Genomic DNA, 15,304 nt, shown 5'->3' with positions numbered 1-15,304 from the left:
AGTATGATGGATCAGCAGAACATCGCGGCTGTGCGGCCCATGTCCGCCGATCCCGCTGTCGCCCTGGCGAAGGCGCTGGGCCAATGGCCGAAGCGGCCGCAGGCAAAATTGCAGTCGCCCCGGGCAAAGCTCAAGCTTGACGCGCCCGCCGCCATCAAGACCTCCGTCGAGGATCTGGCGCGCGATCTCGGTCTGCGGCTCGGTGACCAGAACGAGCTGACCATCCGCCGCATCAAGCGCGGCAAGAACTATTCGTTCGTGCGTGCCAATGGTTCGCGCGTCCGCGATGCACGGACGATCCGCCGGCTCCATGCGATGGCGGTTCCGCCGGCCTATCGCCAGGTGCGCTATTCCAATGATCCGAGCTCGCATCTGCAGGCGGTCGGCCGCGATGCCGCGGGCCGGTTGCAATACCGTTATCACGCCGACTGGGAGAAGGTCCGCGAGCAGCGCAAGGCGCATCGCCTGGCCAAGCTCGTCGCCGCGTTGCCGAAGATCCGGCGCAAGGTCTCGGCGTTCCTGTCTGGTGACGAGCCGACGCGCGAGTTCGCGCTGTCGGCGGTGATCGAGCTGATCGCGCGCACCGCGATCCGGCCCGGCAACGAATCCTATGCCCGCCTCAACGGCACCCGCGGCGCCACCACTCTTCTGAAGTCCAACGTCACGCTGGAAGACGATTCCCTGGTGCTGACCTTCAAGGCCAAGGGCGGCAAGGCCGTGCGCAAGGAGTGCGACGCGGCCAAGCTGGTGCGTGCGATCGGCATTCTGCGCGGTGTTCCGGGCAAGCGCATGTTCCAGTATCACGACCGCTCCGGCGTGGTCCGCGCTGCATCGACCACGGCGGTGAACGCGTTCCTGCGCGAGCTCGCCGGCATCAAGATCTCGCTGAAGGATTTCCGCACCCTGATGGCCTCGGCCGTCGTCGTGGAATCACTGTCGCGGATCACGCCGGCCGCCAGCCAGCGCGGCCGCAAGCGCCAGGTGCTGGACGCGATCCGCGCCGCCGCCGACCAGCTCTCCAACACGCCGGCGATCTGCCGCAAGAGCTATGTCCACGACACCATCGTCACCGCCTTCGAGGACGGCATCCTCGAACGCTTCGCCGCGACGATGGGCGGTTACCGCACCCAGAGCAAGCGCGAGCAATTGCTGGCGCAGGTGGTGATGGCGGCCGGGGCGTAAGCTCGCCGCATACTCCTCCGTCGTCCCGGCCTGCGCCGGGACGACAGTAGAGCGACGCTACAGCCCGCCCATCTTGCAGACGTACTTCCACTCTTCTGATGTCACCGGCTGCACCGAGAGCCGCGAATATTTCACCAGCGCCATGTCGGCGAGCTTCTTGTCGGCCTTGATCGCGGCCATCGTCACCGGGGTCTTCAGCGGCTTGTCGGCCTTGATGTCGACGCAGACGAACTTGCCGGTCTTGTCGGTCGGATCGGGATAGGCCTCCTTGACGATCTCGGCGATGCCGACGATCTCCTTGCCCTCGTTGGAATGATAGAAGAACGCCTTGTCGCCCTTCTTCATGTTGACGAGGTTCTGCCGCGCCGTGAAGTTGCGCACGCCGGTCCAGGCTTCGCCCTTCGCGCCCTTGGCGACCTGCTGGTCCCATGACCAGACCGACGGCTCGGATTTCACCAGCCAGTAATTCATCGCAACTCACCCCGTTCTCGATCGCTCATCGCGCCGCAATCTACAGGCAGCCAGATGCCCGCGACAAGCGCGAGCATCAGGTGTTGATGGCGGCACTCACTGCTTCAGATACCGATCGAAGAAGTTGGCGATATCGGTGAACGCCTCTTTCGTCTCGGGTGCATCGACGTTCATCTGGTACTGCGCGTGCGACTGCCCCTCATAGACGTTGAGGTCGGCGATCACGCCGGCGCGCCGCAATTTGCGATGCGTGCGAACCGTGTTGCTGAGGAACAGGTCGCGCGTGCCCGACGTCAGGATGGTCGGCGGAAATCCCTTGAAGTCACCGTAGATCGGCGAAATGTAGGGATTCTTCAGGCTGGTCCCGTTGGCATAGAGCTTTGCTGCGCGGCCTAGCCAGCCGTCCCAGGTCACCAGCTCATTGTCGACCCACTCGTTGCTGGCGTAGCTGTCGCCGATCTTGTCGATGTCCGACCATGGCGTCCCCGGCGCGATGGCGGCGGGCAGCGGCAGCTTCTCGTCCCTCGCCCGCAACACCATCGCAAGCGTCATCGCACCGCCCGTCGAGGTGCCGAAGATCGCCAGCCGGTGGCGTTCATGCGACTTCAGAACCTGCTTCCAGACCGCCATCGCGTCGTCCAGCGCGGCGGGATAGGGGAAGTCCGGCGGCATCCGGTAGTCGACCGAGATCACCTTGTAGCCGCCAAAGCCGGCCATCATGATGGCCTCCGGCAACGCCGCTTCGCCGGGCCGAACACGTAGCCGCCACCATGGACGTGGATCAGCAGGCGCCGCCGGTTCTCCAGCGCGATCTTGTTCGGCGTCACGATGTAGCAGTGCACGCCGGCAATCCTGGTTTCCTCGACCTTGACGCCGAGCTTCGCCTTCATGGCCGGAATACCCGCGATCAAGAGCTTGGCGCGGCGGTCGATCAGCTCCTTCCACTCCGCAGGGGTCTTCGGGTCGGCGTTGAAATGCGGCGGGTAGGGGGCGCCGATCATCGCCTGCATCTCCGGGGAGACGTCACTTGTGGGATTGCCGATCGATTTGAGCGGGGCGACCCGCTTGCCATCCTCGGCGTTCGCCGTAGCCTCGCGCTTGGCGAGTTCGTCGTACGGTACGGCCGTTTGCGCGCGCGCGGTGACGCAGGAGGTGGCAACGGCAAACAGAATGCTCATCGAAACGATAACGTGACGCGGTTGACGCATGTACTTTCCCAAGTTTGGTTTCTTGTTGTTGGAACGGGACCCGGCGATGGCCGCGACGCTATCACAATGCGCATGATCTCGGCGCGGAAGCCAGCGCCGTCACGCGCGACGGCTGCAGACCCGCTATAAGTGGTTGAACGCGATCTGGGGAATCTCGCCGGCGGCGAAGTCCAGGAAGTTCCGAATGCGCGGCGCCATCAGGCGTGCGCTGGGGTAGACCAGCTGCACCGGGATCGGCGCGACTTCATAATCTCTCAGCACGCGGACCAGGGACCCCGCCGCGAGTTCATCCGCAACCTGGTAGGACAGCACGCGCGTCAAGCCCATGCCGTCACGCGTCAGTCCGATCGCCGTCTCGGCGCGGTTGACCTCCATGCGGCTCGACACCTTGACCTTCTGCGGACCCCCTTGTTTGTGCTGGAACGACCAGGCCGCCGGGCTCGCCTGATTGACGAAGGTCACGGCGTAATGCTGCGCGAGATCGTCGGGCCTGCGCGGCCGGCCGTGTCGCTTCAAATAGTCGGGGCTGGCGACGACAATGCGCCGCACTTCCCCGACGCGCCGGGCCCTCAGCGATGAGTCCGTCAGATGGCCGATCCGCAGCGCGATGTCGATCCGCTCGTCGATGAGATCGACGAGACGATCCTCGAGCGCCAGTTGCAACGTGATGTCGGGGTGACGTTCAAGGAATGCGCGCACCAGCGGTGCGATGTGGCGGCTGCCGAACAGCGTCGGCGCTGACAGCTTGATGTTGCCACGCAGGCTCGCGGCCTCGCCGATCGCGCCGTCGATCGCATCGTCATAATCGGCGAGCAGGCGGCGCGCCTGCGCCGCAAGCCGCGCGCCCGAGTCGGTCAGCGACAGCTTTCGCGTGGTCCGTTGCAGCAGCCGGGTGCCGAGGCGCCGCTCGAGCTCGGCGACGATCCGCGTCGTCGAGGAGGGTGAACGAGCGAACTTGCGGCCGGCGGCCGCAAACTGTCCGCTGTCGACGATCGCGAGAAACAGGCGGAGCTCCTCGAGCCGGTCCATCGTCATCCCTCTCCGATTGTTCTGAGACACGGAATGATCTCTGCTGAAATCGGGCGATTGTGCCAACACGCAATTGTGTGAACGCTGGCGGCACGCAACGCGAGGAAACGACATGCGCCTGGATCGCCGGACGTTTACGACCCTGGCCGCGGCTTCCGTCACGGCCGCGACGGTGCTGCCCGATCGGTCGCGCGCGGCAGGCCGCCCGCCTTTCCGGGCAGTTGCTTTCGACGGCTTCCCCGTGATCGATCCCCGCCCCGTGTCCGCCCGGCTGGAAGAGATGTTCCCCGGTATGGGCGCGGAGCTGAGCGCCGTGTGGCGAACACGGCAATTCGAATACGGCTGGCTGAGGACGCTCGGCGGGCAATATGCCGACTTCTGGCGGGTCACCGAGGACGCACTGGTGTTCGCGGCGAAGGCGATGAAGATCTCGCTGTCGCCCGAGCAGCGCGATCGCGCGATGCAGAGTTACCTGGAGCTCAAGGCGTGGCCGGACGTCGTGCCGGCGCTGGTACAGCTTCGCGCCGCCGGCCTGCGCATGGCGTTTCTCTCCAACTTCACCGCGCCGATGCTGGACGCGGTGATCAGGAATTCCGGACTCGAGGGGCTGTTCGAAGAACACCTCAGCACCGACAAGGTCGCGGCCTTCAAGCCGGATGCGCGCGCCTATCAAATGGGTGTCGACGCGTTTGGACTGAAGAAGGAGGAGATCGTCTTTGCGGCATTCGCCGGATGGGACGTGGCCGGCGCCAAATGGTTCGGTTATCCGACCTTTTGGGTCAACCGCAGCAACGCGTCAGCCGAGGAACTCGGCGTGACGCCGGATGGGGCGGGCGCCGGACTGCACGACCTCGTCGCCTTCGCGACCGCGCGGTGATCAGGCCGTCTTCGCGCGAAGCGGTTCGCGTGGAGAAAACGTCAATACCAAGCGCTAGCCTTCGGCCTTGAATGGCCGCGTCAGCAGGCCTTCGATCGCGTCATCGATCGTCAGCCGGTCGCTCAGGATCGCGGCGACCGCGTTTGACACCGGCATATCGACCTTCTGCGCAGCGGCGAGCTCGCACAGCACGGGGGCGGTGAATGCGCCTTCGGCGAGCTTGCCCACCGGCGCCGCTTCACCGCGACCAAGCGCGAGGCCGAGCGCGAAATTGCGCGATTGCGCGGTCGAGCAGCTGAGCAGGAGATCGCCCAATCCAGACAGGCCGGAGAGGGTTTCGGTGCGCGCCCCGCAGGCGCGGCCCAATCTTGCGAGCTCGCTGAAGCCGCGCGTGGTCAGCGCGGCGAGCGCGGAAGCGCCGAGATTTCTGCCGACGACGATGCCGGCGGCGATCGCCAGCACGTTCTTGGCCGCGCCGCCGATCTCGACGCCGCGAACGTCGGTGGTGTGATAGGGCCGGAAGGTCGCCGAGCCGAGCGCCTGCACGAGCGCGCGTGCCAGCGCCTCGTCCCTGGTGGCCAACGTCACGGCGGTCGGCAATCCGCGCGCGACGTCGTCAGCAAAGCTCGGCCCCGACAGGATCGCGGGCACGGCACCAGGTGCTGCTTCGGCGATCACCTCGGTCATGAATTTGTGCGTGCCGTGCTCGATGCCCTTGGCGCAGGCGATGACCGGTGTATCGGGCGGAAGATGCGGCGCCAGATGGCTGACCGCCGCGCGCAGATGCTGCGCCGGGGTGACGGCGAGAATGATGTCCGCGCGCGCGGCCGCCGCGATATCCGGCGTCACGGCGATGCCGGGATGCAACTGGACGCCAGCCAGCCGCGGATTGACCCGCGTCGCCTGGATCTGCGCGGCATGTTCGGCATTGCGCGCATACAGCGTCACCTTGCGTCCAGCGCGCGCCGCGACCTCGGCCAATGCCGTGCCCCAGGCGCCCGCACCGATCACGCTGACTGACGTATGCGCGGGCATCGGAACCCTCAGCTCAATATCCGGCGCGGCTGTTGGCGTAGCCGGCCGGCGCCTTGGCGTTGGCATCGAGCAGCCAGCGGGCGCGCGGCGGCGCTTCCATGGTGTCGGTGAGCCCGAGCGCCATCCGCTCGGCGCCGGCCCAGGCGATCATCGCGCCATTGTCGGTGCAGAGCGCCGGCGGCGGGATGATCAGCGTGGTCTGCGCTTTCGCCGCGACATCCTGCAGCGCGCTGCGGATAGCATGGTTGGCGGCAACGCCGCCGGCCGCGACCAGCGCGCGCGGCGTGCCGAAGCGCTCCTCGAACAACCTCAAGCCGACGGTCAGCCGATCCGCGGTCGATTCCAGCACCGCGGCCTGGAAGCTCGCGCAGAGGTCGCTGATGTCCTGCGGCTCGAGCGGCTCCAGCCGGCTGGCTTCATTGCGCACCGCCGTCTTCAATCCCGACAGCGAGAAATTCGCATCGGGGCGGCCGAGCATTGGACGAGGGAAGGCAAACCGCGTCGGGTCGCCGCCGGCCGCCGCGCGCTCGACTTGCGGCCCGCCCGGATAGGGCAGCGACAGCATCTTCGCCACCTTGTCGAACGCCTCGCCCATCGCGTCGTCGACCGTGGTGCCGAGCCGAACATATTCACCGACGCCGACCACGGCGACGATCTGGGTGTGGCCGCCCGAGGCCAGGAACAGGCAATAGGGAAACGCCAGCGCGCAGGTCAGCCGCGGCGTCAGCGCGTGCGCCTCGAGATGGTTCACCGCGATCAGCGGCGTGTCGTGCACCATCGCGATCGCCTTCGCGGTGGTGAGACCGACGATCACGCCGCCGATCAGGCCGGGTCCGGCGGCAGCGGCGACCGCCGACAATTGTCCGTAGCCGACACCGGCCTCCTTCATGGCGGAGGCGACGATACCGTCGAGCAGGTCGACATGGGCGCGCGCGGCGATCTCCGGCACCACGCCGCCGAAGCGGGCGTGCTCGTCGGTCTGCGAGCGCACGACGTTGGAGAGGATCCTTGCCTGTCCGTCAGCCTGGCGCTCGACCACGGCGGCTGCGGTTTCATCGCAGGTGGTCTCGATCCCCAGCACCAGCATCGGTGGTTCGTGTCCCAATTTCGGTCCTTGTGCTACCAGCATGATCCGGACAGGCCGGAACCGGTTTCCGGCAAGATCATGTTCATCAGAATGTCCCCTCCGGGGTAGCATTGCGAGGTCTTAAAGTGCAATCGGTCGGCAAGGTCCAATTCGCAAGGTGGGAGACCTGATCCGTGACCATCCTTGTCACACGACCGCATCCCGACAATGAAGCGACGCTGGCGACGCTGCGCCAACGCGGCTTTGAGGCTCTCGCGGCACCGGTGCTGCGCTTCGAACCGTTACCGTTTCATGACGACGACGCGGATTATGACGCGGTCATCCTGACCAGCGCCAACGCCCCGCGCGCAATCGATCTCGCCGGCAGCCGGCTGCTGCGGCTGCCGCTGTTCGCGGTGGGCGCGCATACCGCCGACGCCGCGCGCGCCGCGGGCTTCGACAGGGTGATGGTGGCCAAGGGCGATGCGGTGAGCTTGCGCGATCTCGTGCTCGCGCGGGTCAAGGCCGGCGAACTGGCGGCGTCGGCCACACTGCTCTATATCGCCGGCGCCGACCTTTCGCGCGATCTGGCGGGCGAGCTCAGCGGAAAGGGGCTTAGCGTCGTCACCCACACCACCTACCGGATGGCGCCGGTGACGGGCTTCCCGACGGAGGTCAGCGATGCCTTCCTGGCCAACCGGATCACAGCGGTGCTGCATTATTCCCGCCGCAGCGCGCAGGCGTTCCTGAATACAATACGGGCCGACGGAATCGAGATTTCGGCGCTCGCGCTGCCGCAATGCTGCATCTCGGCCGCGGTCGGCTCGGTGCTCCATGACGCCGGCGCGACCAAGGTGGTGGTGGCGGCGCGGCCGGACGAAAACGCCCTGCTGGAGGCGCTCGGCCGCGCCCTGCGGCCGTAAACGGAACAATTCTTTCGTTTGACCATGATGTTAGGCAATGCTCCGTTTTTCGGATCGTGCTCTAAGGACCTGAGCCGATTCTGACGGAGCGTTTTCAAGCGAAGTGGGGACCGGTTCGCGTTAAGAAAACGCGACCAAACAAAAGGATAGGAGCATGATCCAATTCAATCGGATCGGATCATGCCCTAGAATGTGCGGCCAGTAGTTTTGAGGACCCTCGCGATGGCTGAAGAAAGGCCCGACGACCCAGGACCTTCGCCGGATTCCCGGCCCAAGCGCGCGCCGCCGACCATCGATCTTCAGGCGACCGAGATCTCCAGCGAGCCGCCAAGGGCCGAGGGGGGCGAGGAAGCCGGCAAGGATACCGAAACGGATACCGACAAGGCAGCGGCGGCGGCTGCGCCTGAGGCCGAGCCCCATCCCGATCCTGCTCCCCAGGCAGAGCCGCAGCCCGAGGCCGCCTCCGCGGCGCCCCAGGCCGAGCCGTCGCGGCCGGTGTCACCCTGGGTGGTGGCGCCGGTATCGGGGGCGGTCGCGGCAGCGTTGGTGATCGGGGTCGGCTGGCTGCTCGGCTGGCCCGCGGTGCCGCCGGCGTCGGCGCCGCAGCCCAGTGCCGCAACGGTCGACGAGCTCGGCACGCGCCTGACCGCGCTTGAATCAAAGGCGAGCAGGCCGGTCGCGGCGGCCGCCGATCCCGCGGCAACCGCGCGGCTGGAGGCGCTCGACAAATCGATCGCCGCGTTGCGCACCGAGCTCGCCGCGACCCGGGCGCAATCCGACAAGCTTGCCGCGGCAGTCAATGACGCGAAGGCCGCGCCGCGCGATGGCGCGGCTGCGCCTGACATCGCCGGCATCACGGCGCGCATCGACAAGGTCGAGGGCGCGGTGAAAGCGCAGGGTGCTGCGATCGCCAGGCAGGATAGCAAGATCGCCGACACCAAGGCCGAGGCGAAGGCGGACGACGTGCCGCTGCGCCGCGTGGTCGCGGCATCGCTGCTCGACGTCGCGGTTCGTCACGGCGATCCCTATGCCTCGGCGCTCGAGGCCGCGAAAGCGATCGCCGACAATCCCGACCTGCTGAAGCCGCTCGACGTCTTCGCTGCGTCAGGCGTGCCTAGTCCGAATAAGCTGTGCCGCGATCTGATCGAGATCGTGCCCCAGCTCGCGCCGCCTCCGCCGGAAGCTGCGGCGTCCAGCGCCGGGCTGGTCGATCGTTTGAAGGCCGGCGCCTCTACCCTGATCCAGATCGAGCGGACCGACGGCACCGGGACCGATCGCGGCAGCATCGTCGCGCGCGTGACATCGGCCGCCGTGCACAATGATCTCGCATTGACCGAGCGCGAATTGAAGTCGTTGCCGCCGGCCGATCGCACCGCGGCGCAAGCCTGGCTCGCCAAGGTGGACGCGCGCCGCGCCGCGCTCGACGCGTCGCGGAAATTTGCCGACAACGCCATGGCGGCGCTCGCCACGGTCAACCAGTAAATCCTTGCAATAGGCTCTCGATGATCCGCATCATTCTGTTCCTGCTGCTGATCGCGCTCGCTGCAGCGGGTGCGGCCTGGTTGGCCGATCAGCCCGGCGATCTCGTGCTGAATTGGGGCGGTCTGCGCCTGACGTCCAAGCAGCCGATGTACTTGCTGGGCCTCGTCATCGTCGTCGCGATGGTCGCCGGCGTGATCCTGCGCGCACTGTGGAAGATCCCCGGCCACGTCCGCCGCGGCAGGCGCGAGCGGCGCCACGCGCGGGGCCGTCACGCTATCACGCAAGGCCTGCTCGCGATCGGGCACGGCGATTCGTCGGCGGCGCGGGCGCATGCCGAAGTGGCGCGGCGCCATGCCGGAGGCGATCCGCTGGCGCTGTTGCTGCACGCACAATCGGCGCAGCTCGACGGCGATCGCGACGGCGCGCAGCGCGCCTTCCGCGCCATGGCCGAGCGCGCGGACACGCGGCTGCTCGGCCTGCGCGGCCTGTTCATCGAGGCGCAGCGCGCCGACGATCCGGTGTCGGCCGTGATGATTGCCGAGGAAGCGCTGAAAATGTCGCCGTCCTCGTCTTGGGCCTCGCATGCGGTGCTCGGCTTCTGCTGCGCCAAGGGCGATTGGGCCGGCGCGCTGTCGATCATCGACAACAACCAGGCCGCCGGGTTGATCGACAAGGCGGCCTATCGGCGGCAGCGCGGCGTGCTGCTCGCGGCGCGAGCGCTGGAGTTCGAAACCGTCGATCGCGACCTGTCGCGCTCGAGCGCGATGGAGGCGATCAAGCTGGCGCCGACGCTGATTCCGGCGGCGGTGCTCGCCGCCAAATTCGAGAGCGAGGCGCATCAGGTACGCCGCGCGATACGCATCGTCGAGACCGCGTGGCTGGCGCAGCCGCATCCTGATCTTGCCGATGCCTATTCGCATGTGCGGCTCGGCGATTCCGCGCGCCAGCGCCTGGTGCGCGTCGAGACGCTGGCGGCGAAAACGCCCGGGCATATCGAAGGCGCGCTGGCGATCGCGCGCGCCGCAATCGATGCGAGCGAATTCGCCAAGGCGCGTGCGGCGCTGGAGCCATTCACGGCGGCGCCGACGCAGCGCGTCGCGCTGTTGATGGCGGAGATCGAGCGCACCGAGCATGGCGACAGCGGCCGGGCGCGGGCCTGGACCTTGCGCGCGGTGCGCGCGCTGCACGATCCGGTGTGGACTGCCGACGGCTATGTCTCCGACCGCTGGCGTCCGGTGTCGCCGGTTACCGGCCGTCTCGATGCCTTCCAGTGGCAGACGCCGGTGGCGGCGCTGCCGTCCGACAAGGGCAATGCGATCGAGCCCTCGCCATTCGAGGAGGCGATGCTGTCGCCGCGCCGGGTCGAGCCGCTCAAGGAAGTGGCCGGCGAGCCCGAGGCGGCGAAGCCGGCTGAGCCGGTCGAGGTCAAGCCGATCGAGACGAAGCCCTTGGAGCCGGCCACACCGTCTGTGCAGGACAACGTCCCGCTGCCGGCGGCGATCGAGGCCGACCCGGCCCCAGTTCAAGCCGATCCGCCCGCCCCGGAGCCGGCCCCACCGCCAGCCGCCGAATCGGCTCCCCCGGCGCCCGCCCCCCTGTTCCGTTCCCGGACCGACCTGCCGAAGGCGGCGCCCGCGCCCATTCCGGCCGTGATTCCGATCGTCCGGGCTCCCGACGACCCCGGGGTCGACGAGGACGGCGCCGTGGACGAATTTGCGGAACAAATCGGCCCGGCCAAGGCCCAGATCGGCGGTTGGCGCGGATTTCTGTCACGTTTGGGAAGCTAATTCGCGGCTAGATAACCGGTGTGTGGTTCAACGGCCGCGTTTTCCTTGCCAATCGGGGTCATGCCCGATATCAGGTGGCCGCTGTCAGGCCGTTGCCGAACGGTTCGCCGCAATAGCTCAGTTGGTAGAGCACGTCATTCGTAATGACGGGGTCGGGGGTTCGAGTCCCTCTTGCGGCACCACTTTCTCACCCAAATTCGTCCGATATCGAAGGGGCTCCGGAAACGAAGGCCGCTCTGGATCTGCTGGCGCTGACTTTCGCGCGCCCGGGTGAGGTTCGCGCGGCGGAATGGAGCGAGTTCGATCTCGATCGTGCGATTTGGTCCATTCCGGCCGCGAAGATGAAAATGCAACGTCCGCATCGCATCCCGCTGGCGCCCCGCGCCGTTACCTTGCTGCGTGAGCTTCACAACCTCACCGGGAATGGACGCTTCGTTTTCCCGTCCAATCGATCGCGCCAGCGGTGCATGAGCGAAAACACCATCAATGCCGCCCTGCGCAGACTCGGTTTCTCGAAAGACGAAATGACCGCGCGCGGATTCATCTCCCCTGAGTGGGCGTTGCAACGTTCTGCGCGAAGGTCAGCTAAGAGCAAAAGCAGAAGTGACGGAACCTTGCGCCAACACTCAAGTGTGGATGATTAGAAATAGACATCGGCCTTGAACCGCGGCGAACAACTCAAAGCTAGTTTTTATTTCGGTTCTTGCTCGCTCCCCTGAGAGGGGTTGCCGGCCATTCCGCATTCGCTAAATCCGACATTTGTATGCAAGTCAGGAGATCGACGTAGCTTTGGCTTCCCGTGGATGCCTCGGCCTCGCACTGATCGCGCACAGAAGCTGGACTGGTCGCCCAAAGACCAATGGCCTTCTGCTTCGCAGTCATTTCGTCGCGCATGCAATCGTCGAAGCTTTGAGCCCTGGTAAGTCCCATTGAATTGTCGAGATCCGTGGTAGCCCTGCACAACGGCTCCACATTCAGCTGAGGGATGCTGTCTGAAACCGGTATCGCTGATTGACCTGCAAGCAGGGTGAACGATAAGAGCGCTACCTTCATTGGAAGTCTCCCTCTAATCGACCATTGCAGCAGGTGACGCCGTGACAGCGGAAACCTCAGATTTTTTGCCTCGCCGGCGTTCCTCAAGGCGCTGCGTGACAACGAAGAATGAGGGAACGAACAGCACGGCAAGGCAGGTGGAAGCGACCATGCCGCTGAAGGTGGAGATACCGAGCGATCGACGGGCATTGGCACCGGCGCCTGTCGCCGTCACCAACGGCAAGACACCAAGCAGGAATGCAAACGACGTCATGAGGATTGGACGGAAGCGCGTCCGTGCAGCTTCGACGGCGGCTTCAAGAAGTTCCCGTCCCGCGGCTCGCCGCTCGCGCGCGACCTCGACGATCAGGATCGCGTTCTTGGCCGATAGCGCGATCAGCAGCATGAGACCGATTTGGACATAAAGATTGTTTGCAACACCAAGCGTCGTGAGTGCGACAACAGGACCGAGTAGCGAGAGCGGCACCGCCAGCAAAACGGCCAATGGCGACAGCCAGCTTTCGTACTGTCCGGCGAGACAGAGATAGACCAGCAGAAGTGAGAGCGCGAAGGCCATGTAAAGCTCGTTGCCGACCGCATGCTCCTGATAGGACATGCCGCTCCATGCGAAATCGGTACGCGGTGGCAGGCTGCGTCTTGCGACCTCCTCCATCACGTCCATTGCCTCTCCCGAGCTGAAGCCCGGCGCCTCGACCCCCGAAATGGTCGCGGTCAGATAAAGATTGAACAGGCTGATCAGCGAAGGGCCGACAGCTGGACGGATCTGCGCGAGCGATCCGATCGGTACGGTGCTGCCGTCCGCAGTCTTGACATTGAGCTTGAGGAGATCGTCCGGATGCAGGCGATAAGGCGAGTCGGCTTGGACGTAGACTTGAAGCGTCAGACCAAACTTGTTGAACTGGTTGACGTAGGTCGAGCCGAGGTATGATGATAACGCGGCAAAGACGCTGCCGACGGATACCCCAAGCGTCTCCGCCTTGGTGCGATCGATGATGACTTGAAGCTGTGGCGAGTCCGTTCGGAACGACGTCACAGCTCGCTCGATCGTCGATTGCGATTCCGCGGCGTCTATCACGGCATTCGCCGAAGAGAGCATCTTCATGTAGTCGAATGTGCCGTCGCGCTGCAGCAACTGCATCGAAAAGCCACCAGCGTTGCCCACGCCCTGAATCGGCGGTGGCACCAGCACAAAACCTCTGCCATCCGTGAGTTCAGAAAGTCGGCCCTGGATGCCGCGCATGATCGATCTGAGATCCTGGTCTTTAGCCCGGCCGCGCTCACTCCAAGGCTTGAAGGTCACATAGGCGATGCCCGCGTTCGCCAAAGTGGCATTATTGTCCAGAACGGAAAGGCCAGAGATGGCGAGCGATTCCGCGACGCCTGGCTGCTGCCTGGCGATCTCCGCGGCCTGCGTCAGGGCTGCCTGCGTGCGTACCGACGAGGCGCCATCAGGAAGCTGAACCACGACCAACCCGTATCCCTGGTCTTCGTTCGGAATAAACGCGGTCGGCAATTGCGTGAGGCCGAAAATTCCCCCGGCTATCAGTCCAAGTGCGATCACCACCATAAGGCCACTCAGGTGAACCATCCTGCCGACCAGCCACGTGTACCCCCCTTCCAACCGGTCATAGACAAAGTTGAAGCCACGGAAGAAAAAATTTCGCTGATCGGGGGGCACTGGTTCTCGGAGCAGCAACGCACACTGTGTCGGGCTCAGCGTTGTCGCCAGGATCGCGCTCAGCAGGGCGGTGGCCGCAATCACCAGCGCGAATTGCGCGAACATGCGGCCTGTGAGTCCTGGCAGCAGCGAGGCCGGAATGAACACGGCCATCAGCACGAGGGTGATGCCGACAATGGGACCAAACAACTCAGTCATCGCCTTGACGGCGGCCTCGCGTCCGGGCAAGCCCGCCTCGATTTCGCGCGATACGCTCTCGACCACGACGATCGCATCATCGACCACGATGCCGATCGCAAGAACGATGCCGAACAAGGTCGAGAGGTTGATCGAGAAGCCCAATGCGGCCATCGCCGCAAAGGCTCCGATGATGGTGACCGGGATCGTCGTGGCGGGCACAAGCGAAGCGCGCCAGTTCTGCAGGAACATCAGGATGACGATCAGTACCAAGATGCCGGCTTCAAACAGCGTCTTGTAGACCTCATTGATTGACGTTTCGACAAACGTCGTTGTGTCGAAGGGGATCGCATAGGACAAGCCGGTCGGGAAGTCGTGCGACAGGGTCTCCATCTTGTTCTTGACGAGTTTTGCGACCTCCAGAGCATTCGCCGAGGGCGTAAGATAGATGGCAATGCCGGTGCCGGGCTTTCCGTTCAGACGGAAGCTCTGGGAATAAGTCTGTGCCCCAAGCTCGACGCGAGCGACGTCCTTGAGGCGCACGAGCCGTCCGCCGTCCGCGGTAGCGGCGCGCACGACCACGTTTTCAAACTGAGCGGGATCGGAAAGTCGGCCCTGGATGTTGACGGTGTACTGAAAGTCCTGCGTAGAAGGCGTTGGCGGGATCCCGATTTGCCCCGCCGTTGCCTGCTGGCTTTGTTGACTGACGACGCTGATGATGTCCTGAGGGACGAGGCCGAGCGCGTACATCTTCTGCGGATCCATCCAGATCCGCATCGCGTATTCGCCCGTACCGAAAACGTTGACGTTGCCAACGCCCGGCAGCCGCGCCAATTCGTTCACCAGATTGATCGTTGCGTAGTTGCTCATGAAGAGGCTGTCGAAACGACCGTCCGGCGAACTCAACGTGACGATTTCGAGAATTGCGGTCGACTTCTTCTGCACCGTCACGCCTTGCGCCTGCACCTGAGTGGGAAGCGAGGCCAGCGCGGCTGAGACGCGATTCTGCACCAACACCTGTGCGAAGTTCAGATCGGTGCCGATCGCGAAAGTGACAATCAAGGTGTAGGTGCCATCGCTCGCGCTGGTGGACTGCATGTAGAGCGCATCTTCAACGCCATTCACCTGGTTTTCGATTGGCAGTGCAACGCTATCGATGACGGTCTGAGCACTCGCGCCCGGATAGCGGGTGGTGACCTGTACCGTCGGCGGCACGATGTCCGGATACTGCGCGACGGGAAGTCTGAAAACCGAAACCGCCCCGATCAAAACCAGCACGATCGCGACGACGTTTGCGAGGATCGGATGCTCAATGAAATACTTGGAAAACATGGCC

12 protein-coding genes, 1 tRNA gene and 1 pseudogene are annotated in these 15,304 nt (G+C 65.1%); 7 read left to right on the top strand and 7 right to left on the bottom strand.

What is annotated here, in order from left to right; genetic code table 11:
* The first annotated feature begins 3 nt into the window (after positions 1-3).
* Positions 4-1,182 (top strand): DNA topoisomerase IB, encoded by a 1,179-nt coding sequence (locus ACE10Z_RS42735; RefSeq protein WP_375786034.1) that lies wholly within the window; start codon positions 4-6, stop codon positions 1,180-1,182.
* A gap of 57 nt (positions 1,183-1,239) precedes the next feature.
* Here the strand turns inward: ACE10Z_RS42735 and ACE10Z_RS42730 are convergent, their stop codons facing one another.
* From ACE10Z_RS42730 to ACE10Z_RS42720, 3 genes and pseudogenes are all read right to left on the bottom strand, one after another.
* Positions 1,240-1,653: an EVE domain-containing protein gene (locus ACE10Z_RS42730; protein WP_375786033.1), complete on the bottom strand. Its 414-nt coding sequence runs from the start codon at positions 1,651-1,653 to the stop codon at positions 1,240-1,242.
* A gap of 96 nt (positions 1,654-1,749) precedes the next feature.
* Positions 1,750-2,861 (bottom strand): annotated as a pseudogene (locus tag ACE10Z_RS42725) (alpha/beta hydrolase).
* A 123-nt stretch (positions 2,862-2,984) separates the two neighbouring features.
* Positions 2,985-3,890 carry a LysR substrate-binding domain-containing protein gene (locus tag ACE10Z_RS42720; RefSeq protein WP_375786032.1) on the bottom strand — a complete coding sequence of 302 codons (906 nt, stop codon included), beginning with the start codon at positions 3,888-3,890 and terminating at the stop codon, positions 2,985-2,987.
* Positions 3,891-4,002: 112 nt separating this feature from the next.
* Here ACE10Z_RS42720 and ACE10Z_RS42715 point away from each other — a divergent pair, with 112 nt between their 5' ends.
* The gene (locus ACE10Z_RS42715) at positions 4,003-4,767 is read left to right on the top strand and encodes a haloacid dehalogenase type II (RefSeq protein WP_375786031.1); all 765 of its coding nucleotides are present in this window, start codon (positions 4,003-4,005) and stop codon (positions 4,765-4,767) included.
* Positions 4,768-4,821: 54 nt separating this feature from the next.
* On the opposite strand, the gene ACE10Z_RS42710 is transcribed toward ACE10Z_RS42715, so the two are convergent.
* Positions 4,822-5,802 carry an NAD(P)H-dependent glycerol-3-phosphate dehydrogenase gene (locus ACE10Z_RS42710; RefSeq protein WP_375786030.1) on the bottom strand — a complete coding sequence of 327 codons (981 nt, stop codon included), beginning with the start codon at positions 5,800-5,802 and terminating at the stop codon, positions 4,822-4,824.
* Between the two features lie 13 nt (positions 5,803-5,815).
* A complete protein-coding gene (gene tsaD, locus ACE10Z_RS42705) occupies positions 5,816-6,889 on the bottom strand; it encodes a tRNA (adenosine(37)-N6)-threonylcarbamoyltransferase complex transferase subunit TsaD (RefSeq protein ID WP_375790063.1) in 1,074 nt (357 codons plus the stop codon).
* 173 nt (positions 6,890-7,062) lie between these two features.
* Here tsaD and ACE10Z_RS42700 point away from each other — a divergent pair, with 173 nt between their 5' ends.
* The 5 genes from ACE10Z_RS42700 to ACE10Z_RS42680 all read left to right on the top strand — a co-directional run bounded on the left by ACE10Z_RS42700 (position 7,063) and on the right by ACE10Z_RS42680 (position 11,704).
* Positions 7,063-7,791 (top strand): uroporphyrinogen-III synthase, encoded by a 729-nt coding sequence (locus ACE10Z_RS42700; protein WP_375786029.1) that lies wholly within the window; start codon positions 7,063-7,065, stop codon positions 7,789-7,791.
* A gap of 222 nt (positions 7,792-8,013) precedes the next feature.
* Positions 8,014-9,273: a COG4223 family protein gene (locus tag ACE10Z_RS42695; protein ID WP_375786028.1), complete on the top strand. Its 1,260-nt coding sequence runs from the start codon at positions 8,014-8,016 to the stop codon at positions 9,271-9,273.
* Between the two features lie 20 nt (positions 9,274-9,293).
* Entirely contained in the window at positions 9,294-11,060 is a 1,767-nt protein-coding gene (locus ACE10Z_RS42690; RefSeq protein ID WP_375786027.1) for a heme biosynthesis protein HemY, read from the top strand.
* Between the two features lie 106 nt (positions 11,061-11,166).
* Positions 11,167-11,242 (top strand) — tRNA-Thr (locus ACE10Z_RS42685).
* Complete coding sequence (locus tag ACE10Z_RS42680; protein WP_375790062.1) at positions 11,204-11,704, top strand: tyrosine-type recombinase/integrase; 501 nt, start codon at positions 11,204-11,206, stop codon at positions 11,702-11,704. The genes ACE10Z_RS42685 and ACE10Z_RS42680 overlap by 39 nt, the downstream gene beginning before the upstream one ends.
* 40 nt (positions 11,705-11,744) lie before the next feature.
* On the opposite strand, the gene ACE10Z_RS42675 is transcribed toward ACE10Z_RS42680, so the two are convergent.
* On the bottom strand, positions 11,745-12,113 hold the full coding sequence (locus ACE10Z_RS42675) for a hypothetical protein (protein WP_375786026.1): 369 nt from the start codon (positions 12,111-12,113) through the stop codon (positions 11,745-11,747).
* A gap of 13 nt (positions 12,114-12,126) precedes the next feature.
* Positions 12,127-15,300 carry an efflux RND transporter permease subunit gene (locus ACE10Z_RS42670; RefSeq protein ID WP_375786025.1) on the bottom strand — a complete coding sequence of 1,058 codons (3,174 nt, stop codon included), beginning with the start codon at positions 15,298-15,300 and terminating at the stop codon, positions 12,127-12,129.
* Between the last annotated feature and the right edge of the window lie 4 nt (positions 15,301-15,304).

It is taken from the genome of Bradyrhizobium sp. Pha-3, from assembly GCF_042258615.1.
Taxonomy (GTDB): Bacteria; Pseudomonadota; Alphaproteobacteria; order Rhizobiales; family Xanthobacteraceae; genus Bradyrhizobium.
This window is presented reverse-complemented; position numbering and strand designations above follow the sequence as displayed.